Source organism: Streptomyces sp. NPDC058326 (genome assembly GCF_042879855.1).
In the GTDB taxonomy this organism is placed as follows: Bacteria; Actinomycetota; Actinomycetes; order Streptomycetales; family Streptomycetaceae; genus Streptomyces.
In genome coordinates this window covers 120787-137039 of sequence record NZ_JBHVZO010000012.1, presented here as the reverse complement: position 1 = coordinate 137039, position 16253 = coordinate 120787, and the positions used below count along the sequence as shown (strand labels likewise).

The following is a 16253-nucleotide window of genomic DNA, read 5'->3' as shown; positions in this document are numbered from 1 at the left end:
GGTCATCGCGATGGACACCCACGACATTCGTTTCCCCACCTCCCGCCAACTCGACGGCTCCGACGCGATGAACCCGGACCCCGACTACTCCGCGGCCTACCTCGTCCTGCGCACCGACGAGCCCGACGGCCTCACCGGCCACGGTTTCACCTTCACCATCGGGCGTGGCAACGATGTCCAGGTCGCCGCCATCGAGGCACTGCGCCCCCATGTCATCGGCCGGTCCGTGGACGACCTGTGCGCCGATCCCGGCCTGATCAGCCGAGCGCTGATCGGCGACAGCCAGCTCCGCTGGCTCGGACCGGAGAAGGGTGTCATGCACATGGCCGTCGGGGCCGTGGTCAACGCCGTCTGGGACCTCGCCGCCAAACGACGGAACAAGCCCCTGTGGAAGCTGCTCGCCGACGCCGACCCCGAATGGCTCGTCTCCCAGGTCGACTTCCGCTACATCGCCGACGCGCTCACCCCCGAAGAGGCCCTGGACCTGCTGCGGCGCGGCCGGGAGGGGCGGGCCGAACGCGAGAGAACCCTGCGCGCCCGGGGCTACCCCGCCTACACGACCTCGCCGGGCTGGCTCGGCTACTCCGACGAGAAGCTCACCCGGCTGGCCAAGGAGGCGGTGGCCGCGGGATTCACCCAGATCAAGCTGAAGGTGGGCGCCGACCTCGCGGACGACGTACGCCGCTGCCGCGCCGCCCGTGCCGCCGTCGGCGCGGACGTCCGCCTGGCCGTCGACGCCAACCAGCGATGGAACGTGGCCGAGGCCATCGAGTGGACACGGGCGCTCGCCGAGTTCGACCCGTACTGGATCGAGGAACCCACCAGTCCCGACGACATCCTGGGACACGCCCGGGTCCGTGCCGCCGTCGCCCCGGTCAAGGTGGCCACGGGGGAGCACGTACAGAACCGCATCGTGTTCAAGCAGCTCCTCCAGGCCGACGCCGTGGACATCGTCCAGCTGGACGCGGCCCGGGTCGGCGGGGTCAACGAGAACCTCGCCATCCTGCTCCTCGCGGCCAAGTACGGAGTCCCCGTCTGCCCGCACGCGGGCGGCGTGGGCCTCTGCGAACTCGTCCAGCACCTGGCGATGTTCGACTACGTGGCACTCAGCGGAACCACGGAGGACCGGGTCATCGAATTCGTCGACCACCTCCACGAGCACTTCACCCACCCGGCCGTCGTCCGCGAGGGCTCCTACACGGCGCCCACGGCACCGGGCTTCTCCGCCGACATGCACCAGGCCTCCCTTGCCACCTTCGCCTACCCCGACGGCACGTTCTGGGCGGCCGACCTGGCGGCGACCGCCCCCGCCGAGGTGACGGCATGACCACACCGCCCCTCGCCGGCCTGCGCGCCGTCGTCACCGGCGGAGCCTCCGGCATCGGACGCGCCGTCGCCCGGATGCTGGACGCCCACGGCGCCGCCGTCGCCGTCCTGGACCTGAACCCGGACGCGGCACCCGGCGCGCTCACCGCCCTCCGCGCGGACGTCGGCGACGACGCCTCCGTGCGTGCGGCGGTCACGGCCGCCGCCACCGCCCTCGGCGGCATCGACATCCTGGTCAACAACGCCGGCATCGGCGCGGCCGGGACCGTCGAGGACAACCCCGACGGCCAATGGCACGATGTCCTCGACGTCAACGTCCTCGGCGTCGTCCGTACGACCCGGGCCGCCCTGCCCCACCTGCGCCGCTCGGAGCACGCCGCCGTCGTCAACGTCTGCTCCATCGCCGCCACCGCGGGCCTGCCCCAGCGGGCGCTGTACTCGGCGAGCAAGGGAGCCGTGCTCTCCCTGACGCTCGCCATGGCCGCCGACCACGTCCGGGAGGGCATCCGCGTCAACTGCGTCAACCCCGGTACCGTGGACACCCCCTGGGTCGCCCGGCTGCTCGAAGCCGCCGACGACCCGGAGGCCGAACGCGCGGCGCTCGGCGCGCGCCAGCCCACCGGCCGGCTCGTGAGCGCGGACGAGGTCGCGGCGGCCGTCGTCTACCTCGCCTCCCCGGCCGCCGGCTCCGTGACGGGCACCGCGCTCGCCGTCGACGGCGGCATGTCCGGGCTCCGCCCGCGGCCGGCGACCACATGAGCGCCGCCCCCGACCGCCCCGGCGGCGACCACCCCCGCGCACAGCCGACGGACCGGCCCGTCCCCGACCGCGTCCCCCTCGGAACGTCGGACGCCTGGACGACCCGTCTCGCCTTCGGCGCGGCCGGGATCGGCAACCTCTACCGGGGCGTCACCGACGAGGAGGCCGCCCGGACCCTCGCGACCGCGTGGGACCGCGGCATCCGGTCCTTCGACACCGCGCCGCACTACGGCCTCGGCCTGTCCGAGCGGCGGCTCGGCGCGTTCCTGCGCGACCGGCCCCGCGACACGTACACCGTCTCCACCAAGGTCGGGCGGCTCCTCGTCCCCGACCCCGGCGCCACCGGCGACGACCTCGCGCACGGCTTCGCCGTTCCCGCCGCTCACCGCCGGGTGTGGGACTTCAGCGCGGACGGCGTCCGGCGCGCCCTCGAAGCCAGCCTGGCACGGCTCGGCCTCGACCGCGTCGACACCGTGTACCTGCACGACCCCGACGACCACGCCGAGCAGGCCCTGCGCGAGGCGTACCCGGCCCTGGAACGGCTGCGCGCCGAAGGAGTCGTCAGGGCCGTCGGCATCGGCATGAACCAGACCGGCCTCCCCACCCGCTTCGTCACCGAGACCGACATCGACGCCGTCCTCCTCGCGGGCCGCTACACCCTGCTCGACCAGAGCGGCCTGGCCGACCTGCTGCCGGCCGCGCGGCGCCGAGGAGTCTCCGTCGTCGCCGGAGGCGTCTTCAACTCGGGCCTGCTCGCCGATCCCCGGCCGGGCGCCACGTACGACTACGCCGAGGCGCCACCGGAGACACTGCGGCGGGCCCACCGGCTGCGGGAGATCTGCGAGCGCCACGGGGTGCCCCTGCGGGCCGCGGCCGCGAGGTTCCCACTCGGCCACCCCGCCGTCGCGGGCGTCCTCCTGGGCCTGCGCAGCGCGGACGAGGCCGCGGACGCCGCCGACATGCTGGGCCGCGACATCCCGCCCGCCCTCTGGGACGAACTGCGACGCGAACGCCACCTCCCCGAGGACGCACCCGCCCCGAGCCGGAGGACCTGCCGATGAGAGTCGCCCTGCACACACGGGTCCGCGCCGACCGCGTCGACGCGTACGAACAGGCCCACCGTGATGTCCCCGCCGAGCTCACCCGGGCGATCCGGGCGGCCGGCTGCACCTCCTGGACGATCTGGCGCAGCGGCACGGACCTCTTCCACCTGCTCGACTGCGAGGACTACACCCGCCTCCTCGCCGCACTGGAGACCCTCCCCGTCAACGTCGAGTGGCAGGCCCGCATGGCCGGACTCCTCGACGTCGCGCACGACTACTCCGGCGACGGCGCGGACGCCGTACTGCCCGTGGTGTGGCAGCTGTGACCGGCCCCCTCGTCGTCGACGCCCACCACCACCTCTGGGACCTCTCCGTCCGGGACCAGGAGTGGATCACGGGACCCGCGCTCGCCCCGCTGCGCCGCACCTTCACGGAGCGCGACCTGAGGGCCGAGACCGAGGCATCGGGGGTGACGGCCACCGTGCTCGTACAGACGGTGACCGTGGCCGAGGAGACCCCCGAGATGCTCGCGACCGCCGACGGCAGCGATCTCGTCGCCGGTGTGGTGGGCTGGACGGACCTCACGGCACCCGACGTGGCGGACACCCTGGCCGCCCTGCTCGGCCTGCCGGGCGGCGAGCACCTGGTGGGTGTGCGCCACCAGGTCCAGTCGGAACCGGACCCCGCGTGGCTGCTGCGCCCCGAGGTCCTGCGCGGTCTCGGTGCGGTGGCCGGCGCCGGGCTCGCGTACGACCTGGTGATCCTTCCGCACCAGCTGCCCGCCGCGACCGCGGCGGCGGCGGAACTGCCCGGGCTGACGTTCGTGCTCGACCACGCGGCGAAACCGCCGGTCGCGACCGGACGGCTCGAACCGTGGGCGACCCGCCTGCGGGCCTTCGCCGCCCTGCCGAACACCGTGGGCAAGCTCTCGGGCCTCCTCACCGAGGCCGAACGGGACACCTGGACCGTGGGCGACCTGCGCCCGTACGCCGACACCCTGCTCGACGCGTTCGGCCCGGAGCGTCTGATGTTCGGCTCCGACTGGCCGGTGTGCACCCTGGCGGCCTCGTACGGCGACACGCTGGCGACGGCCCGGGAGCTCACGGGCGCGCTGAGCCGGGCGGAACGGGCGGCGGTCTTCGGCGGCACGGCGGTGAGGACGTACCGGCTGGGGTGAGGGGAACGCGCGGAGAAGGGAGGTCAGCCGCCCCGGGGCCGCGGGACCGACGTGAGGCGCGGCCGGCGCGGCGGACCACCGAAGCGCACCGGAACGCCCGGCGAGTAGAGCACGCTCACGGGCGGCCCGAGGGGCCGGGCGAGACCGGCCGCGGCGAGCAGCGTCTCGTCGCAGTCGAGGAGCCGGGCGCGGTGCAACGGCCAGCGGGGGTGGGTGTTCGGAAGGTAGAGCTGCCGCCCGAGGAAGGAACTGTGCATGCCCCAGCGCGCGGTCAGGAAGTGTTCCAGCGCGGTGGGCTCCTCGACCCGCTCCCCGATGGCGACGCTGATCGCGCTGCGGGCACCGCGGGGCCCGGGCCACCGCCTGCTGCTGGCGTACGTCACGGTCGACCCGTCGTTGCGGACGCTCATCCTCGACCAGACGTAGGGGAGCCGGAACGCCCACCGGCCGACGGTCACGGGGATCAGCCGGGACGCGTCGAGCGAGCGGAAGACGACACCGCGACGGCCGTGGCCGTCCACCGAGTAGAGCCGGACGTTCGTCTCGGGGAAGGTGCCGAGATAGGGGAGCCCGGGCAGGCGGAACCAGCCGACCCGGTGCATCCGGAAGGCGACGAGGCCGGCATAGGTGACGCCGTCGAGGGTGTCGGGCACGGTGCCGGCGGGCAGCAGCGGGGCCACGTCGGCGGGGTCCACGGCCCAGTGCAGGAACGCCAGGTCGAGCCAGGACTGCGTGAGCAGGGTGAGGTCCGCGCGGTGCGGCGGATCGGCCGATATGGGTTCCGGCTCCACGGCGGGCGGCGTCTGCGGCATCGCAGCAGTATCCGGCATCCCGCCCACGAAAGCGGCCCTCCACCGGTGTGTGGAGGGCCACCTCGTCGTGGCTCAGTGGTCGGCCGACCTGGGGTGCGGTGCTGTTACGGCGCCACCTTCAGCAGCTTGTTCGCGGTGCCGGAGGAGGGGTTCTTGATGGCGTCGGCGGTGGCCCCGCCGGTCAGCGCCGCCGCGGTGTCGGCGGGCGTCGCGGACGGGTTGGCCGCCAGGTACAGGACGGCGGCGCCCGCCACGTGCGGAGCGGCCATGGACGTGCCGGAGATCGTCTTGGTGCCGGTGTCGCTGTCGTTCCAGGCCGACGTGATGTCCGAACCGGGAGCGTACAGGTCGATGACGGCGCCGAAGTTCGAGAAGTCCGACTGCTCGTCGTCCTTGGTGCTGGACGCCACGGTGAGCGCCTCCGGCACCCGGGACGGCGAGCCCTGTCCGGCGTCGGCGGACTCGTTGCCGGCGGCCACCGCGAAGGTCACCCCGGAGTCGATGGCCCGCTTGACCGCCGCGTCGAGCGCCTCGTCGGCGCCGCCGCCGAGGCTCATGTTCGCGACCGAGGGCCCCGAGTGGTTCTTGGTGACCCAGTCGATGCCCGCCACGACCTGTTCGGTGGTGCCGGAGCCGTTGTCGTCCAGGACGCGGACGGCGACGACCTTGGACTTCTTGGCGACGCCGTGCGAGGTGCCGGCGATGGTGCCCGCCACGTGGGTGCCGTGGCCGTTGCCGTCGTCGGCGGTGCCGTCGTTGTCCACGGCGTCGAAGCCGTGGGTCGCCCGGCCGCCGAAGTCCTGGTGCGAGATCCGTACGCCGGTGTCGATGACGTACGCGGTCACACCCTCGCCGCCGTTGTCCGGGTAGGTGTACTTCTGGTCGCCCGCCGGGTCGGCCTGGTCGATCCGGTCCAGGCCCCAGGACGGGGGCTTCTCCTGCGTCTCGTTGATGCTGAACCGCTTGTTCTGGACGACCGTCCCGACAGCGGGATCGGCGGCGAGCCGCTTGGCCTCCTCGACGCTGAGGCCGGACGCGGAGAAGCCGTTGACCTCGGAGCCGTAGGAGCGCACCAGCGTGCCGCCGTACTTCTTCGCGAGATCCGCCTTGTTCGCGGATGCGTCGAGGATGACGACGAAGCTGCCGGCGACGGCGCCCGGGGCGCCGAGACCGTGCACGGTCCCTTCGGCCGGGGCGGCCGCCCCGGCGATGTTGGTCGCGAACAGTGCCGCGGCGGCGGCGCCTGCCACACCAGTGGCTATGGCCGCGTGACGAAGACCGTGGGATCGCTTGTGAGTTGCCATGAAAGGGGATCTCTCCTCGTGTTGACGTGTGGGGCGTCAAACGTTCGAGAGAACCCTGTGCGGATTGGCAGGAGCAAATCAAGAGTGAACCCGGGGTACGGGCTTCTTCAACAAGGTTTCTGAATGATCTCTCCGCACCGTCTCCACGGGGCACACGCGGTCTGACGAACTTCTCCGGCGAATGGGCACGTTCTCGCTGCGCCGCGCGAACGCGGCCTCAGTTCTTGCGGGCGGTCGGCGGCGGCGCGGGAAAATCGCTTGCGCCTCGGGCCGCCGCTCACCACCCTCGGCACGTGAACACAGTGAGCGGCGTGCCCGAACGGTGGAGCCAGGCGAACGTCCACCCCGACATGTGGGTGGACCCCGACAAGGACCCCCGCCACAGTGAGGCGGCGAGCCAGGACGGCGAGTTGGCGACGCTGCGGGACTTCCTCGGCGGCTACCGGCTGACCCTTCGGATGAAGTGCGAGGGTCTGAACCCCGAGGAGCTGGCGCGCCGTTCGGTGCCCCCGTCCACCATGTCCCTGCTCGGCCTCGTGCGCCATCTGGCCGAGGTGGAGCGGGACTGGCGCAACTGGATCCTGCCGGGCGACCCGGAACCCACGCTGTACGGGGACGCCGACGGCGACTTCAACGGCGCCGTCGCGGAACAGACGGTCGTCGACGGCGCGTTCGCCGACCTCGCCCGCGAACAGGCGGCGACCGACGAGGCTCTGGCCGCCTGCACGGATCTGGGCGCGCGGGTGATCCAGGACGACACCTCGGTCCGGGAACTGTGGGTCCACAGGGTCGAGGAGTACGCCCGCCACTGCGGACACGCCGACCTGCTGCGCGAATGCGTCGACGGTCGGGTGGGGCAGTAGCGGACGGCGGGACGACCCGCGCTCCCCGAGGGTGTGAGGTCGAGGGTGGACGCCCGTCAGGCGGAGACGTGAAGGACGTCCACCACGGCGTCCAGGGCGTCACGCCAGGGATACGCCGTGGGGTCTCCCTGGCCGGGCTCGTGGGGCACGAATCCGCCCTCGCCGTACAGGACCCTGACGCCGGCACCCCGCAGCGTCTCGAGTGACCGCTCGAACTGCGGGTGCGCGGCGAAGGCGGAGTTCACACAGGGCATCACCGCCATCGGGGTTCCCTTGCCGATCCCCTCCGCCACCACCCCGACGAGCCACTTGTCGGTGATTCCGAGCGCCCACTGGTTCACCGTGCTGAACGTGGCCGGCGCGACGACGATCGCGTCCGCGCGCGGCCACATGTCGGGCTCGCCGGGCAGCCTGTAGTCCCAGCGCACCGGATGGCCCGTCAGCGCGGCGAGCCCGTCGAGGGAGTGAGCGAGCCAGCGGGCGGCCGTCGGCGTGAGGCCGAGGCAGACGTCCCAGCCGTCGGCCTGCGCCTCCTCGATGACCCGGGCGACGTCGAAGACGGGCGAGGCCGCGCCGCTGAACAGGTACAGGGTCCGAGAATCCATGGCCCTATCCGATCACAGAGGCCGTCCGCGTCCCGAGGGGAGTCCGGGGGCGTGGGGCGGGGGCGCCGTACGGGCGGATCGACCGCCCTCTGCCGCGACCGGCCGTGGACCGCTACCGTGGGCGCATGGCACGGGAACTCAGGATCGAGATCAGCGACGAGGCGTACGCGGCGCTGGAGCGGGTCGCGGCGGAGAAGCACGTACCCGCGGAGGACTACGCGGGCCGGGTTCTGGACGCCGATCTGATGCGCACCCGGTTCGTCGAGGGTGCGCGCTTCTTCGTCGGCCGGCACGGGCAGGCCTTCGCGGAGCGGTTCGGCCGCCCCACGAAGACCGGCGCCGGCGCCGTCTGAGCCGCGCGCCGGAATGTTGCTGCAGATAGATCTGTCCTGGCTGCTCGACGTCGCACAGCAGGAGATCCCCGGCGACCCGGAGATCTCCGACTGGGGAGCGTTCGAGGCGGCCCGTGCGCGCCACGCCTTCCGTGTGATGGACACGCCGGTCTACGACCAGCCGCACCACCGGGCCGCCGCGCTCCTGGAGCAGTTCGTACGGGTCCCGGCGCTCGAACACTCCAACGAGCTGTACGGCGTGGTCGTCGCGGCGGCCTACCTCCACGCCTCCGGTTTCCCGGTCGAGGTGTCCGCGGAAGAGGCGATCCACCTCGTCGAGCGGGTGGCGGAGGGCCTGATCGACGTCCGTCAGGTCGCGGCGGTCCTGAAGGAGTGGACCGGGCGATGAGGCTCGGCACCACCGGGCGAGGGGCCCACGCGGACTACGGTACGAGCGTCGCGGCGGGCGGTGTCCAGCGACGGGTGCGGGACGGGGCGTCGGGGAGGCCGAAGTCCTTCCTGAGGTGCTCGGGGACGGCGTAGTGCATGACCCGCCCACGGGTGAGCGAGGACAGCTCGAAGCGGGTGGTGAGATGGCCGAGCCGGTCCAGGGCCCACGCGCCGAGCGGGGAGCGGTCCTCGATGGTCTCGAGGACGCCCAGGAGATGCGGCACCGTCCTGACGACCGTGTCCCAGGGCGTGCTGGGGACCTCCAGCCAGTCGCCGCACGTGTCCCCGACGAGGTAGCGGACGAGTGCGGGGACGACCGGGTCGAGGAAGGTCCCGGGCACGATGTCCTCGTACAGCTCGATGAGCTGCCGCGTCAGGTGCGCGCCCTCCGGGGACGGCCCCATGTACCGGGTCATGTACCGGTCGAGGAACACGCGGGCGTCGTCGAGGGTCGCGGGGACCGCGTCCTGGTCGACCCCCAGCATGGCCCCGACCACCCGCCAGGCGTAGTAGTAGGCCTCCGCTCCCTCCTGGGACATGTGGATCCCGAGGCGGTGCAGACTGTCGAGGACGAGCAGCGAGAAGAACATCTGCCCGCCGATCATGTCCTCCTGACAGATCGGAACCCCCGACGCCCGGGCGTCCCAGCGGTTCTCGCGCGTGAGGTGGTGGCGGATGGAGGCGTGCAGCAGACGGACCTTCTGCGCGGCGGGAAGGAAGCGGCTGCCGGCCTCGAACGCGTCGGGCCGCATCAGATGCACGGTGAACTGGCCGGTCGCCGCCATCCGCGTGGACGGGTAGTTCAGACCGTGTGTCGTGGAGAGCAGCTTCGCCACGTGGGGGACGAGGTAGCAGGCGGGCATGGAGGCGAAGGACAGGGCGGTCGCGATGTGCACGTCGTTGTCGATGAAGAACAGCCGGGCCCGCTCCATCTCCTCCCAGTCCACCCAGGCCGGCGGGGCGCTCGTGGCCCGCAGGTACTCCCTCGCGACGTCCGGCAGCCCGTCCGGCACCGGGGCGCCGGCGGTGGAGAAGAAGCGCATCAGGGTGTTGAACGTGCCCATCTCGCCGCGCGCGAAGAGAGCGGCGACGGTGGCGTCGGCGAGCTCGTCGCCGGTCTGCCGGAGGGCGTTCGTCGATGCGTCGGTGGGGGACATGGGAAGGCTCCTACTCTGTGACGCGAGGTCAGGACAGCCGGACCGCCGCCGAATGCGCCAGGGCGGTCAGGGCGGCGGTGGCGGGCGCGGGCACGTCGAGGTCGTGGAGGGCGCCCAGCGCTTCCCCGACCCGGACGGTGATCATCTTCTCGACGCGGTCGGGCGCCCCGAGCCGGCGCATCACCCCGCGTACGGCCTCCAGGCCGTCCTCGTCCAGATCGGCCCGGCCGAGCAGCGCGCTCAGCCGCTCCCGCTCGCCGGGACCCGCGATGCGCCAGGTCTCCGCGAGGAGAGCGGTGGGCCGATGGCCGCGTACGTCGTCACAGGTGGCCTTCCCGGTGTGCCGCGGATCCCCGAACAGGCCGAGCAGATCGTCCCTCAGCTGGAAGGCCTCGCCCAGCGGCAGCCCGTACGCGCTGTACCCCTCCCTCAGCCCCTCACCAGCCCCGGCCAGGGCGCCCCCGATCAAGAGGGGCTGCTCGACGGTGTACTTGGCGGTCTTGTAGCGGATCACCTTCAGCGACGCCGCCGTGTCCGGAACGGCACCGGTGTGGAGGATCTCCAGACACTCACCCGCGATCAGGTCCCGCGCGAGCGCCGCCCACAGGGGCCGGGCCCGGCCGAGGTACGCGGCGGGCAGACCGCTGGTCGCGAACAGCTGCCCGGCCAGCGACATCAGCAGATCACCCACCAGCATCGCGAGCGACCGCCCGGCGTCCGCGGCCCGCGGATGGTGCGCCACGGCACCGCCGAGGGCCATGTGGACGGTGGGCCGGCCGTGCCGCAGCGGGCTGTCGTCGATCAGGTCGTCGTGGACGACCGCGGCCGCGTGCACCAGCTCCATGGACGCCGCCGCCCTCAGCAGTGCCTCGCTCTCGGGCTGCCGGGCGGCGCGCCAGCCCCAGTAGCAGAACGCCGACCGAAGCCGCTTGCCGACCGCGACCGCCGCCTCCAGCTGCTCGGCCACCGGCCCGAGAGCCGGGTCGACCGCCGCCAGGAGATCGGCTTCCCCGGCGACGAAACGGTGCAGCACCTCGTCGACACGGGCCTTGAACGCCGCCGGCTCCCAGCGCTCAGTCACCGTCGGCCGCCCGCCGCGCCAGGACGTGCTGGGCGAGCACCTCCAGATGGGCCGGGGGCACGGTCGTGCAGCGGTCGAGCATCAGGCGGCCCCGCGCCGTCAGGTCCCGTTCGGCCTCCGCCACCAGCTCCGCCGTGTCCGAACGGCGGGCAAGCCCCCGTACCGCGCCGAGCGCCGAACCCAGCGTGCTCACCGCGATGTCCGCGAGCCCGGCCGCAAGGAGCACCGCCTGCTCACCCGGGCCCCCACGGCGTCCCGCTTCCCGCGTCATGACATCCCTCCACCGACAACCGCTGCGACAGGGCGGCACCGGTCGCGCGCCACCCCCGCAAGGCTCGCGGTACGCCGGGCGGGGCGACGGCGCAACTCACGAACGAGTGATCATCTCGCGTGGGTGTACGGATCGACGCGCCTCCGCGACGGGAGGGGACGCCCACCGCGGCGGCCCTTCCCGGCGCTCCGGAGGACGCGGCGGAAAGGCCCTGTAAGAAGATCGGAATGGTGGGTGTAGGGAAGGGCGGGGCGGGGGAGAACTGAGGTGGACGCCCGCAAGAGGGCGCCGCAGCCGCCCGACCTCGGGGCGGCTGCCGGATTGACCAGAAGGACGAGCATGGCCAGCGGCACCGTGAAGTGGTTCAACTCCGAGAAGGGCTTCGGCTTCATCGCCCAGGACGGAGGCGGACCGGACGTCTTCGCTCACTACTCCAACATCTCGGGCAACGGATATCGCGAGCTCAACGAGGGCGAGGCCGTGACCTTCGACATCACGCAGGGCCAGAAGGGCCCGCAGGCGGAGAACATCGTCCGCGGCTGACCCGGGAGCCCCGTGCATCCCGCTGTGACGGCGTCCGCACCCTGTGCGGGCGCCGTCTGCGTGCCCCGGCGCGCGTCCCGCGTTCCCGTCGACACCCGGGGCGCAAGCCCGCCACGGTGGGCACGTGTAAAAGGTGTAGAAAGGGCAAAAAGCAACGAGAAGGCGGGTGAGCGCATGGCGGACGAAGAGCGCGCGGAAGAAGAAGGGGAGCGGGACCTGTCCGACCGGTTCGGTGTCGAGAGCCGGCTCGTCCCGGGAACGGACACCGTCGTCCTGGTGCTGACGGGGGAGCTCGACCGCGATGCCGTCGACCCGCTGCGGGAGGCCCTGGAGCAGGGTGACGGCAGCGGGCGGATCATCGTCGACTGCTCCGGTCTCGGTTTCTGCGACTCGTCCGGCCTCAACGTTCTCCTCAGGTCCCGTCTCCGGAGGATGCGGGCGGGTGGAAGGCTGGAACTCTCCGGACTGCGCCCGCCGGTGGACCGGATGTTCGACATCACCGGTGCCCGGGAGGTCTTCCAGGTGTACGAGAGCACGGACGAGGCACTCGCCGCGCGCGGCCACGAAGGCGGCGGACGACATGTCCGAGACCGTTGACGGCTCCCCGGAGCAGGTGCGCAGACTCAGGCTGTACGGGACCCGCGGCGTGGTGGCGCGGTGCCGGGACTTCACGGCCCAGGCCCTCACGGACTGGGGGTGGATCCCCCCGAAGACCGAGGAGGCGGAGCAGCGGCTCGAGGACGTGCTGCTCCTGGTCTCGGAAGTCGTGACCAACGCGTGTCTGCACGCCGGCGGCCCGGAGGAGCTGGTCCTCCGGCACGGCGGTGGGTCGCTGCGCGTCGAGGTGGCCGACGCGAGCCCCGAGCATCCGCGCGCGCACGGCTCCCGCTCGCCCGCGCTGCCCGGCGGTCACGGCCTCATGGTGCTGGACAGGCTGGCCGGTGACTGGGGCAGCGAGGACAAGGGCTCGGGAGCGGCGGGCAAGGTGGTGTGGCTGGAGGTCAGCAGTCCGTCTCGTCCTCCGTGGAGTCCTCCTGGAGCAGGCCCGTCCTGAGCTCGCCGAGGATCCGGGTGAGCAGACGTGAGACGTGCATCTGGGAGAGACCGATGCGCCGGCCTATCTCCGCCTGGGTGAGCTCCTCGCCGAAGCGCAGTTCGAGAATGGTCCGGTCGCGTTCGGGAAGCCGTTCGAGCAGGGGGCGCAGCGAGGTCAGGGACTCGATCAGCTCGTACGAGGGCTCGCAGGTGGCCAGGTGGCGCGGGCTCGCGCCGGGGGCCGAGTCCTCGTCGCCCGCGGGGACGTCCAGGGAGCGGGCGGCATAGCCGTGCGCCGCGAGCTGGCCCTCGGTGACGTCGTCCTCCGTGAGGTGGAGTTGCGCGGCGAGCTCCGCGCGGCTCGGACGGCGCCCCAGACCCTGCTCCAGGGTGTCCGCCGCCTTGGCGAGGTCGATCCGCATCTCCTGGAGACGGCGGGGCACGCGTACGGCCCAGCTGGTGTCACGGAAGAAGCGCTTCATCTCGCCGACGATCGTCGGCAGGGCGAATGCGGAGAAGTCGACCGCGCGGTCGGGGTCGAACCGGTCGATCGCCTTGATCAGGCCGATCGTGCCGACCTGGATGATGTCCTCCACCGGCTCGGCGCGGTTCCTGAACCGGCGGGAGGCGAACTTGACCAGGCTGAGGTTGAGCTCCACGAGGGTGTTGCGTACGTATGCGTACTCGGGGGTCCCCTCCTCCAGTACCCGAAGCCGTTCGAAGAGTGCGACGGAAAGGGTCCGGGCGTCGTCCGTGGAGACGGCGGTGGGCCGGATGGGCTCCGGGAGGCCGTCGAGCGCAGCCTGGCGCGTCACGGCTCCCGGCGTCCCTGCGGTGTCCGGGGTGGCCTGGGAGATGGCCGAGCGGTCTCTGACGGTGGACATGAAAGGGCTCCTTCGACAGGGCGATGGGCCTGCGTCGCGCGGCCCCGGGGGAGCGGGCGGCTGCGGTCCATCGGTCGAGCGTCCTGAAGAAAGCGTGCCCGCTATCGTCCGGTTTGACACGATTATCGGCTAATTCATGCAGGTCTGCCGTGCCGTGACGAGCCGATCACGCGCCCGTGCCCCGGACATCGTCCGGGGCACGGCATCGTCGAGGCGCGGGGTCTCCAGAGGAGCGGCCCCCGCCTTACCACCGGTACCAGCGCCCACTGCCGCTCCGCATCAGGAAGCCCAGCAGCCACAACACGAGCACGGCGATCGCGATGTACCAGAGCACCTCGACCGCGAACCCGGCGCCGAAGAGGATCAGGATCACGAGGAGGACGAGAAGAAGGGGAACCATGGTGACACCTCCAGTGCCTCGGGGGCCCGCCGGTCCTCGGCGCGAAACCCTCGGTTGCCGTGCGCTTGCCCTTTTCTCTCCGAGTCATGTGCGCCGTGGCCCCCCAGGAGCTTCCGCGCCCGCCTCGGCGCCCCCCGGTCCGAAGCGCGGGGCCCGGCACTCCGTATCCGCTCCGGTCCCCTTCAGGAGGTTTGAGCGGCGCCCCTGCGGTGAGCCGCAGGGAGGGCGGGGGCAAGAACGCCGGAACGGGGGGCCGACCGAGAGAGGAACACGTCGTGTCGCTCGACGGAAAGAACGTCCTCGTCCTCACCACGAACTACGGGACGGAACAGGACGAGCTGGAGAAGCCGATGGCCGCCCTGCGCGAGGCCGGCGCCGGTGTCACCCTGGCCGCGCAGAAGGACGAGCCCGTCCAGACCCTCGTCTCGGACCGCCGGCCAGGATCCGTCCTCCACCCCGATACGACGCTCGCGACCGTCACGGCGGACGCGTACGACGCCGTCGTCGTTCCGGGTGGCACCCTCAACGCCGACCGGCTGCGCACCGACAGCGAGGCCCGGCGTCTCGTCTCCGCCTTCGCGGAGGCCGGCAAACCGGTGGCCGCCGTCTGCCACGGCCCCTGGCTCCTCGTCGACAGCGGACTGGCCCGGGACCGCGAACTCACCTCGTACCCGTCGCTCCGTCCCGACCTCGAGAACGCCGGAGGCGCGTGGCGGGACAAGGAGGTCGTCGTCGACACCTCCGGAGGCCACCCCCTGATCACTTCCCGCAAGCCCGACGACCTCGACGCCTTCTCGGCGGCGATCATCGACGCCCTCGGCGGCGAGAACCGGGGATGACGAGAAAGGAATCCACTCATGGCCAAGAGCGGTATGGAGAAGGGCAAGGGCAAGGTCAAGGAGACCGTCGGCAAGATGACGGGCAAGAAGGGGATGGAGGCCGAAGGCAGGGCTGAACAGCTGAAGGGCAAGGCCCGAGAGGCCACCGAGAAGGGGCGCCGGGGCGGTACGAAGGCCGTCGACGACCTGAAGAAGCGCGGCACCACCTAGACCGCGGACGCTCGGACCACCCGCGTCCCCGTCGGCCCGTGCCGCCGGGGGCGCGGGCCGCCGCGACCGGGACGAGCAGGATTGAGGGGCCCGCCACCGGGCAGGCGCCCGTCAGACCCAGCCACCCACGACCTTGAGTGCAGGCGATAGCCATGACCAACGCACGCGACATCATGACCCCCGACGCGACCTGTGTGCGCTCCTCCGAGACCCTCGTCGAGGCCGCTCGCAAGATGGTCGAGCTGGACGTGGGCGCGCTGCCCATCTGCGGACCCGACGAGAAGCTGAAGGGCATGCTCACCGACCGCGACATCGTCGTGAAGGCCGTCGCCCAGGGCAAGGACCCCGGGCAGTGCACGGCGGGCGACTGCGCGGAGGGCGAGATCATCACCGTTCAGGCCGACGACAGTGTGGAACGGGTCCTGAGTGTCATGAGCGAGCACAAGATCCGCCGGGTCCCCGTCATCGACGAGCACGTCCTCGTCGGCATCATCGCCCAGGCCGACGTCGCCCGGGCCCTGCCCGAGCGCCAGGTGGGCGACCTCGTCGAGACGGTCTCCGAGGACTCGTGACGGAGGGCGGTCCCGTGGCGGTACGCCCGTCACCGGACCGCCCCGTCAGCTCATCTGCCGGCCGATGACCGACGTGGAAGGGGCCCGTGATGGACGGGATCGTGATGCTCAGGGACGACCACAAGACCGTGGAGAAGCTGTTCAAGGAGTTCGAGAGGGCGGGGGACGACGCGTACGACCGGAAGCGGGACATCGCGGACCAGGTGATCCGGGAACTCACGACCCACACATGGATCGAGGAGCAGGTCTTCTACCCCGCGGCCCGCGAGGCCGCCCCCGACACCAAGGACCACGTCCTCGAAAGCGTCGAGGAACACCACGCCGTGCTCTGGATGCTCTCGGAACTCGACGGGCTCGACCCCACGGACGAACGGTTCGACGCCAAGATGACCGTCCTCATGGAGAACGTGCGCCACCACGTCGAGGAGGAGGAGCAGGACTGGTTCCCCGACGTGCGCAAGGCCATGGGACGCAAGCGGCTGCTCGAACTGGGCGACCGCATGGAGGCGGCCAGGAAGGACGCACCGGGAAGCCCCCTCGCCGTGCCCAGCGCCGACGCCTAGGGGGTGCCTTGTCGATCAGGCCGGGCT

General features: G+C 72.1%; 23 protein-coding genes. 15 read left to right on the top strand and 8 right to left on the bottom strand.

All coding sequences use genetic code 11. From position 1 onward, the window contains the following. Window positions 1-10: 10 nt before the first annotated feature. Genes ACFVYX_RS22480 through ACFVYX_RS22460 form a run of 5 tightly spaced genes read left to right on the top strand, consistent with a single transcriptional unit; the run spans window position 11 to window position 4305 of the window. Complete coding sequence (locus ACFVYX_RS22480) at window positions 11-1327, top strand: enolase C-terminal domain-like protein (protein ID WP_389683307.1); 1317 nt, start codon at window positions 11-13, stop codon at window positions 1325-1327. Beyond that, the gene (locus tag ACFVYX_RS22475; protein ID WP_389683193.1) at window positions 1324-2085 is read left to right on the top strand and encodes an SDR family NAD(P)-dependent oxidoreductase; all 762 of its coding nucleotides are present in this window, start codon (window positions 1324-1326) and stop codon (window positions 2083-2085) included. Before ACFVYX_RS22480 ends, ACFVYX_RS22475 begins: the two co-directional genes overlap by 4 nt. Beyond that, complete coding sequence (locus ACFVYX_RS22470) at window positions 2082-3146, top strand: aldo/keto reductase (RefSeq protein ID WP_389683192.1); 1065 nt, start codon at window positions 2082-2084, stop codon at window positions 3144-3146. The genes ACFVYX_RS22475 and ACFVYX_RS22470 overlap by 4 nt, the downstream gene beginning before the upstream one ends. Further along, window positions 3143-3454 (top strand): L-rhamnose mutarotase, encoded by a 312-nt coding sequence (locus ACFVYX_RS22465; RefSeq protein ID WP_389683191.1) that lies wholly within the window; start codon window positions 3143-3145, stop codon window positions 3452-3454. Before ACFVYX_RS22470 ends, ACFVYX_RS22465 begins: the two co-directional genes overlap by 4 nt. After that, complete coding sequence (locus ACFVYX_RS22460; protein ID WP_389683306.1) at window positions 3451-4305, top strand: amidohydrolase family protein; 855 nt, start codon at window positions 3451-3453, stop codon at window positions 4303-4305. The genes ACFVYX_RS22465 and ACFVYX_RS22460 overlap by 4 nt, the downstream gene beginning before the upstream one ends. Before the next feature lie 23 nt (window positions 4306-4328). On the opposite strand, the gene ACFVYX_RS22455 is transcribed toward ACFVYX_RS22460, so the two are convergent. Both ACFVYX_RS22455 and ACFVYX_RS22450 read right to left on the bottom strand, forming a co-directional pair. Continuing rightward, the gene (locus ACFVYX_RS22455) at window positions 4329-5117 is read right to left on the bottom strand and encodes a YqjF family protein (protein ID WP_389683190.1); all 789 of its coding nucleotides are present in this window, start codon (window positions 5115-5117) and stop codon (window positions 4329-4331) included. A 104-nt stretch (window positions 5118-5221) separates the two neighbouring features. After that, window positions 5222-6421 (bottom strand): S8 family serine peptidase, encoded by a 1200-nt coding sequence (locus ACFVYX_RS22450; protein WP_389683189.1) that lies wholly within the window; start codon window positions 6419-6421, stop codon window positions 5222-5224. 350 nt (window positions 6422-6771) lie between these two features. Here ACFVYX_RS22450 and ACFVYX_RS22445 point away from each other — a divergent pair, with 350 nt between their 5' ends. Continuing rightward, a complete protein-coding gene (locus ACFVYX_RS22445; RefSeq protein ID WP_389683305.1) occupies window positions 6772-7284 on the top strand; it encodes a DinB family protein in 513 nt (170 codons plus the stop codon). A 56-nt stretch (window positions 7285-7340) separates the two neighbouring features. Here the strand turns inward: ACFVYX_RS22445 and ACFVYX_RS22440 are convergent, their stop codons facing one another. Further along, window positions 7341-7889, bottom strand: coding sequence for a flavoprotein (locus ACFVYX_RS22440; protein ID WP_389683188.1), 549 nt, complete (start codon window positions 7887-7889; stop codon window positions 7341-7343). 125 nt (window positions 7890-8014) lie between these two features. On the opposite strand from ACFVYX_RS22440, the gene ACFVYX_RS22435 reads away from it, so the two are divergent. Then, window positions 8015-8242, top strand: coding sequence for a hypothetical protein (locus ACFVYX_RS22435; protein WP_389683187.1), 228 nt, complete (start codon window positions 8015-8017; stop codon window positions 8240-8242). A gap of 13 nt (window positions 8243-8255) precedes the next feature. After that, the gene (locus tag ACFVYX_RS22430; RefSeq protein ID WP_389683186.1) at window positions 8256-8630 is read left to right on the top strand and encodes a fic family toxin-antitoxin system, toxin component; all 375 of its coding nucleotides are present in this window, start codon (window positions 8256-8258) and stop codon (window positions 8628-8630) included. 34 nt (window positions 8631-8664) lie between these two features. Here the strand turns inward: ACFVYX_RS22430 and ACFVYX_RS22425 are convergent, their stop codons facing one another. Genes ACFVYX_RS22425 through ACFVYX_RS22415 form a run of 3 tightly spaced genes read right to left on the bottom strand, consistent with a single transcriptional unit; the run spans window position 8665 to window position 11180 of the window. Beyond that, complete coding sequence (locus ACFVYX_RS22425; protein ID WP_389683185.1) at window positions 8665-9828, bottom strand: oxygenase MpaB family protein; 1164 nt, start codon at window positions 9826-9828, stop codon at window positions 8665-8667. 28 nt (window positions 9829-9856) lie between these two features. Beyond that, a complete protein-coding gene (locus ACFVYX_RS22420; protein WP_389683184.1) occupies window positions 9857-10909 on the bottom strand; it encodes a polyprenyl synthetase family protein in 1053 nt (350 codons plus the stop codon). Further along, entirely contained in the window at window positions 10902-11180 is a 279-nt protein-coding gene (locus ACFVYX_RS22415; RefSeq protein WP_389683183.1) for a polyprenyl synthetase, read from the bottom strand. The genes ACFVYX_RS22420 and ACFVYX_RS22415 overlap by 8 nt, the downstream gene beginning before the upstream one ends. Window positions 11181-11519: 339 nt before the next feature. On the opposite strand from ACFVYX_RS22415, the gene ACFVYX_RS22410 reads away from it, so the two are divergent. The 3 genes from ACFVYX_RS22410 (at window position 11520) to ACFVYX_RS22400 (ending at window position 12777) form a co-directional block, all read left to right on the top strand. After that, on the top strand, window positions 11520-11723 hold the full coding sequence (locus ACFVYX_RS22410; protein WP_389683182.1) for a cold-shock protein: 204 nt from the start codon (window positions 11520-11522) through the stop codon (window positions 11721-11723). Between the two features lie 174 nt (window positions 11724-11897). Continuing rightward, complete coding sequence (locus ACFVYX_RS22405; protein WP_389683181.1) at window positions 11898-12320, top strand: STAS domain-containing protein; 423 nt, start codon at window positions 11898-11900, stop codon at window positions 12318-12320. Beyond that, complete coding sequence (locus ACFVYX_RS22400; RefSeq protein ID WP_389683180.1) at window positions 12304-12777, top strand: ATP-binding protein; 474 nt, start codon at window positions 12304-12306, stop codon at window positions 12775-12777. Before ACFVYX_RS22405 ends, ACFVYX_RS22400 begins: the two co-directional genes overlap by 17 nt. Here ACFVYX_RS22400 and ACFVYX_RS22395 read toward each other — a convergent pair. Continuing rightward, entirely contained in the window at window positions 12725-13642 is a 918-nt protein-coding gene (locus ACFVYX_RS22395; RefSeq protein ID WP_389683179.1) for a SigB/SigF/SigG family RNA polymerase sigma factor, read from the bottom strand. The genes ACFVYX_RS22400 and ACFVYX_RS22395 overlap by 53 nt on opposite strands. Window positions 13643-13886: 244 nt before the next feature. Then, window positions 13887-14042, bottom strand: coding sequence for a hydrophobic protein (locus ACFVYX_RS22390; RefSeq protein WP_384119388.1), 156 nt, complete (start codon window positions 14040-14042; stop codon window positions 13887-13889). A 275-nt stretch (window positions 14043-14317) separates the two neighbouring features. On the opposite strand from ACFVYX_RS22390, the gene ACFVYX_RS22385 reads away from it, so the two are divergent. The 4 genes from ACFVYX_RS22385 to ACFVYX_RS22370 all read left to right on the top strand — a co-directional run bounded on the left by ACFVYX_RS22385 (window position 14318) and on the right by ACFVYX_RS22370 (window position 16226). Further along, window positions 14318-14881, top strand: a complete 564-nt coding sequence (locus ACFVYX_RS22385) for a type 1 glutamine amidotransferase domain-containing protein (protein ID WP_389683178.1) — start codon at window positions 14318-14320, stop codon at window positions 14879-14881. Window positions 14882-14899: 18 nt separating this feature from the next. Further along, window positions 14900-15091 (top strand): CsbD family protein, encoded by a 192-nt coding sequence (locus ACFVYX_RS22380; RefSeq protein WP_389683177.1) that lies wholly within the window; start codon window positions 14900-14902, stop codon window positions 15089-15091. A 152-nt stretch (window positions 15092-15243) separates the two neighbouring features. Beyond that, the gene (locus ACFVYX_RS22375) at window positions 15244-15663 is read left to right on the top strand and encodes a CBS domain-containing protein (RefSeq protein WP_389683176.1); all 420 of its coding nucleotides are present in this window, start codon (window positions 15244-15246) and stop codon (window positions 15661-15663) included. 89 nt (window positions 15664-15752) lie between these two features. Further along, complete coding sequence (locus tag ACFVYX_RS22370) at window positions 15753-16226, top strand: hemerythrin domain-containing protein (RefSeq protein WP_389683175.1); 474 nt, start codon at window positions 15753-15755, stop codon at window positions 16224-16226. Window positions 16227-16253 lie beyond the last annotated feature (27 nt).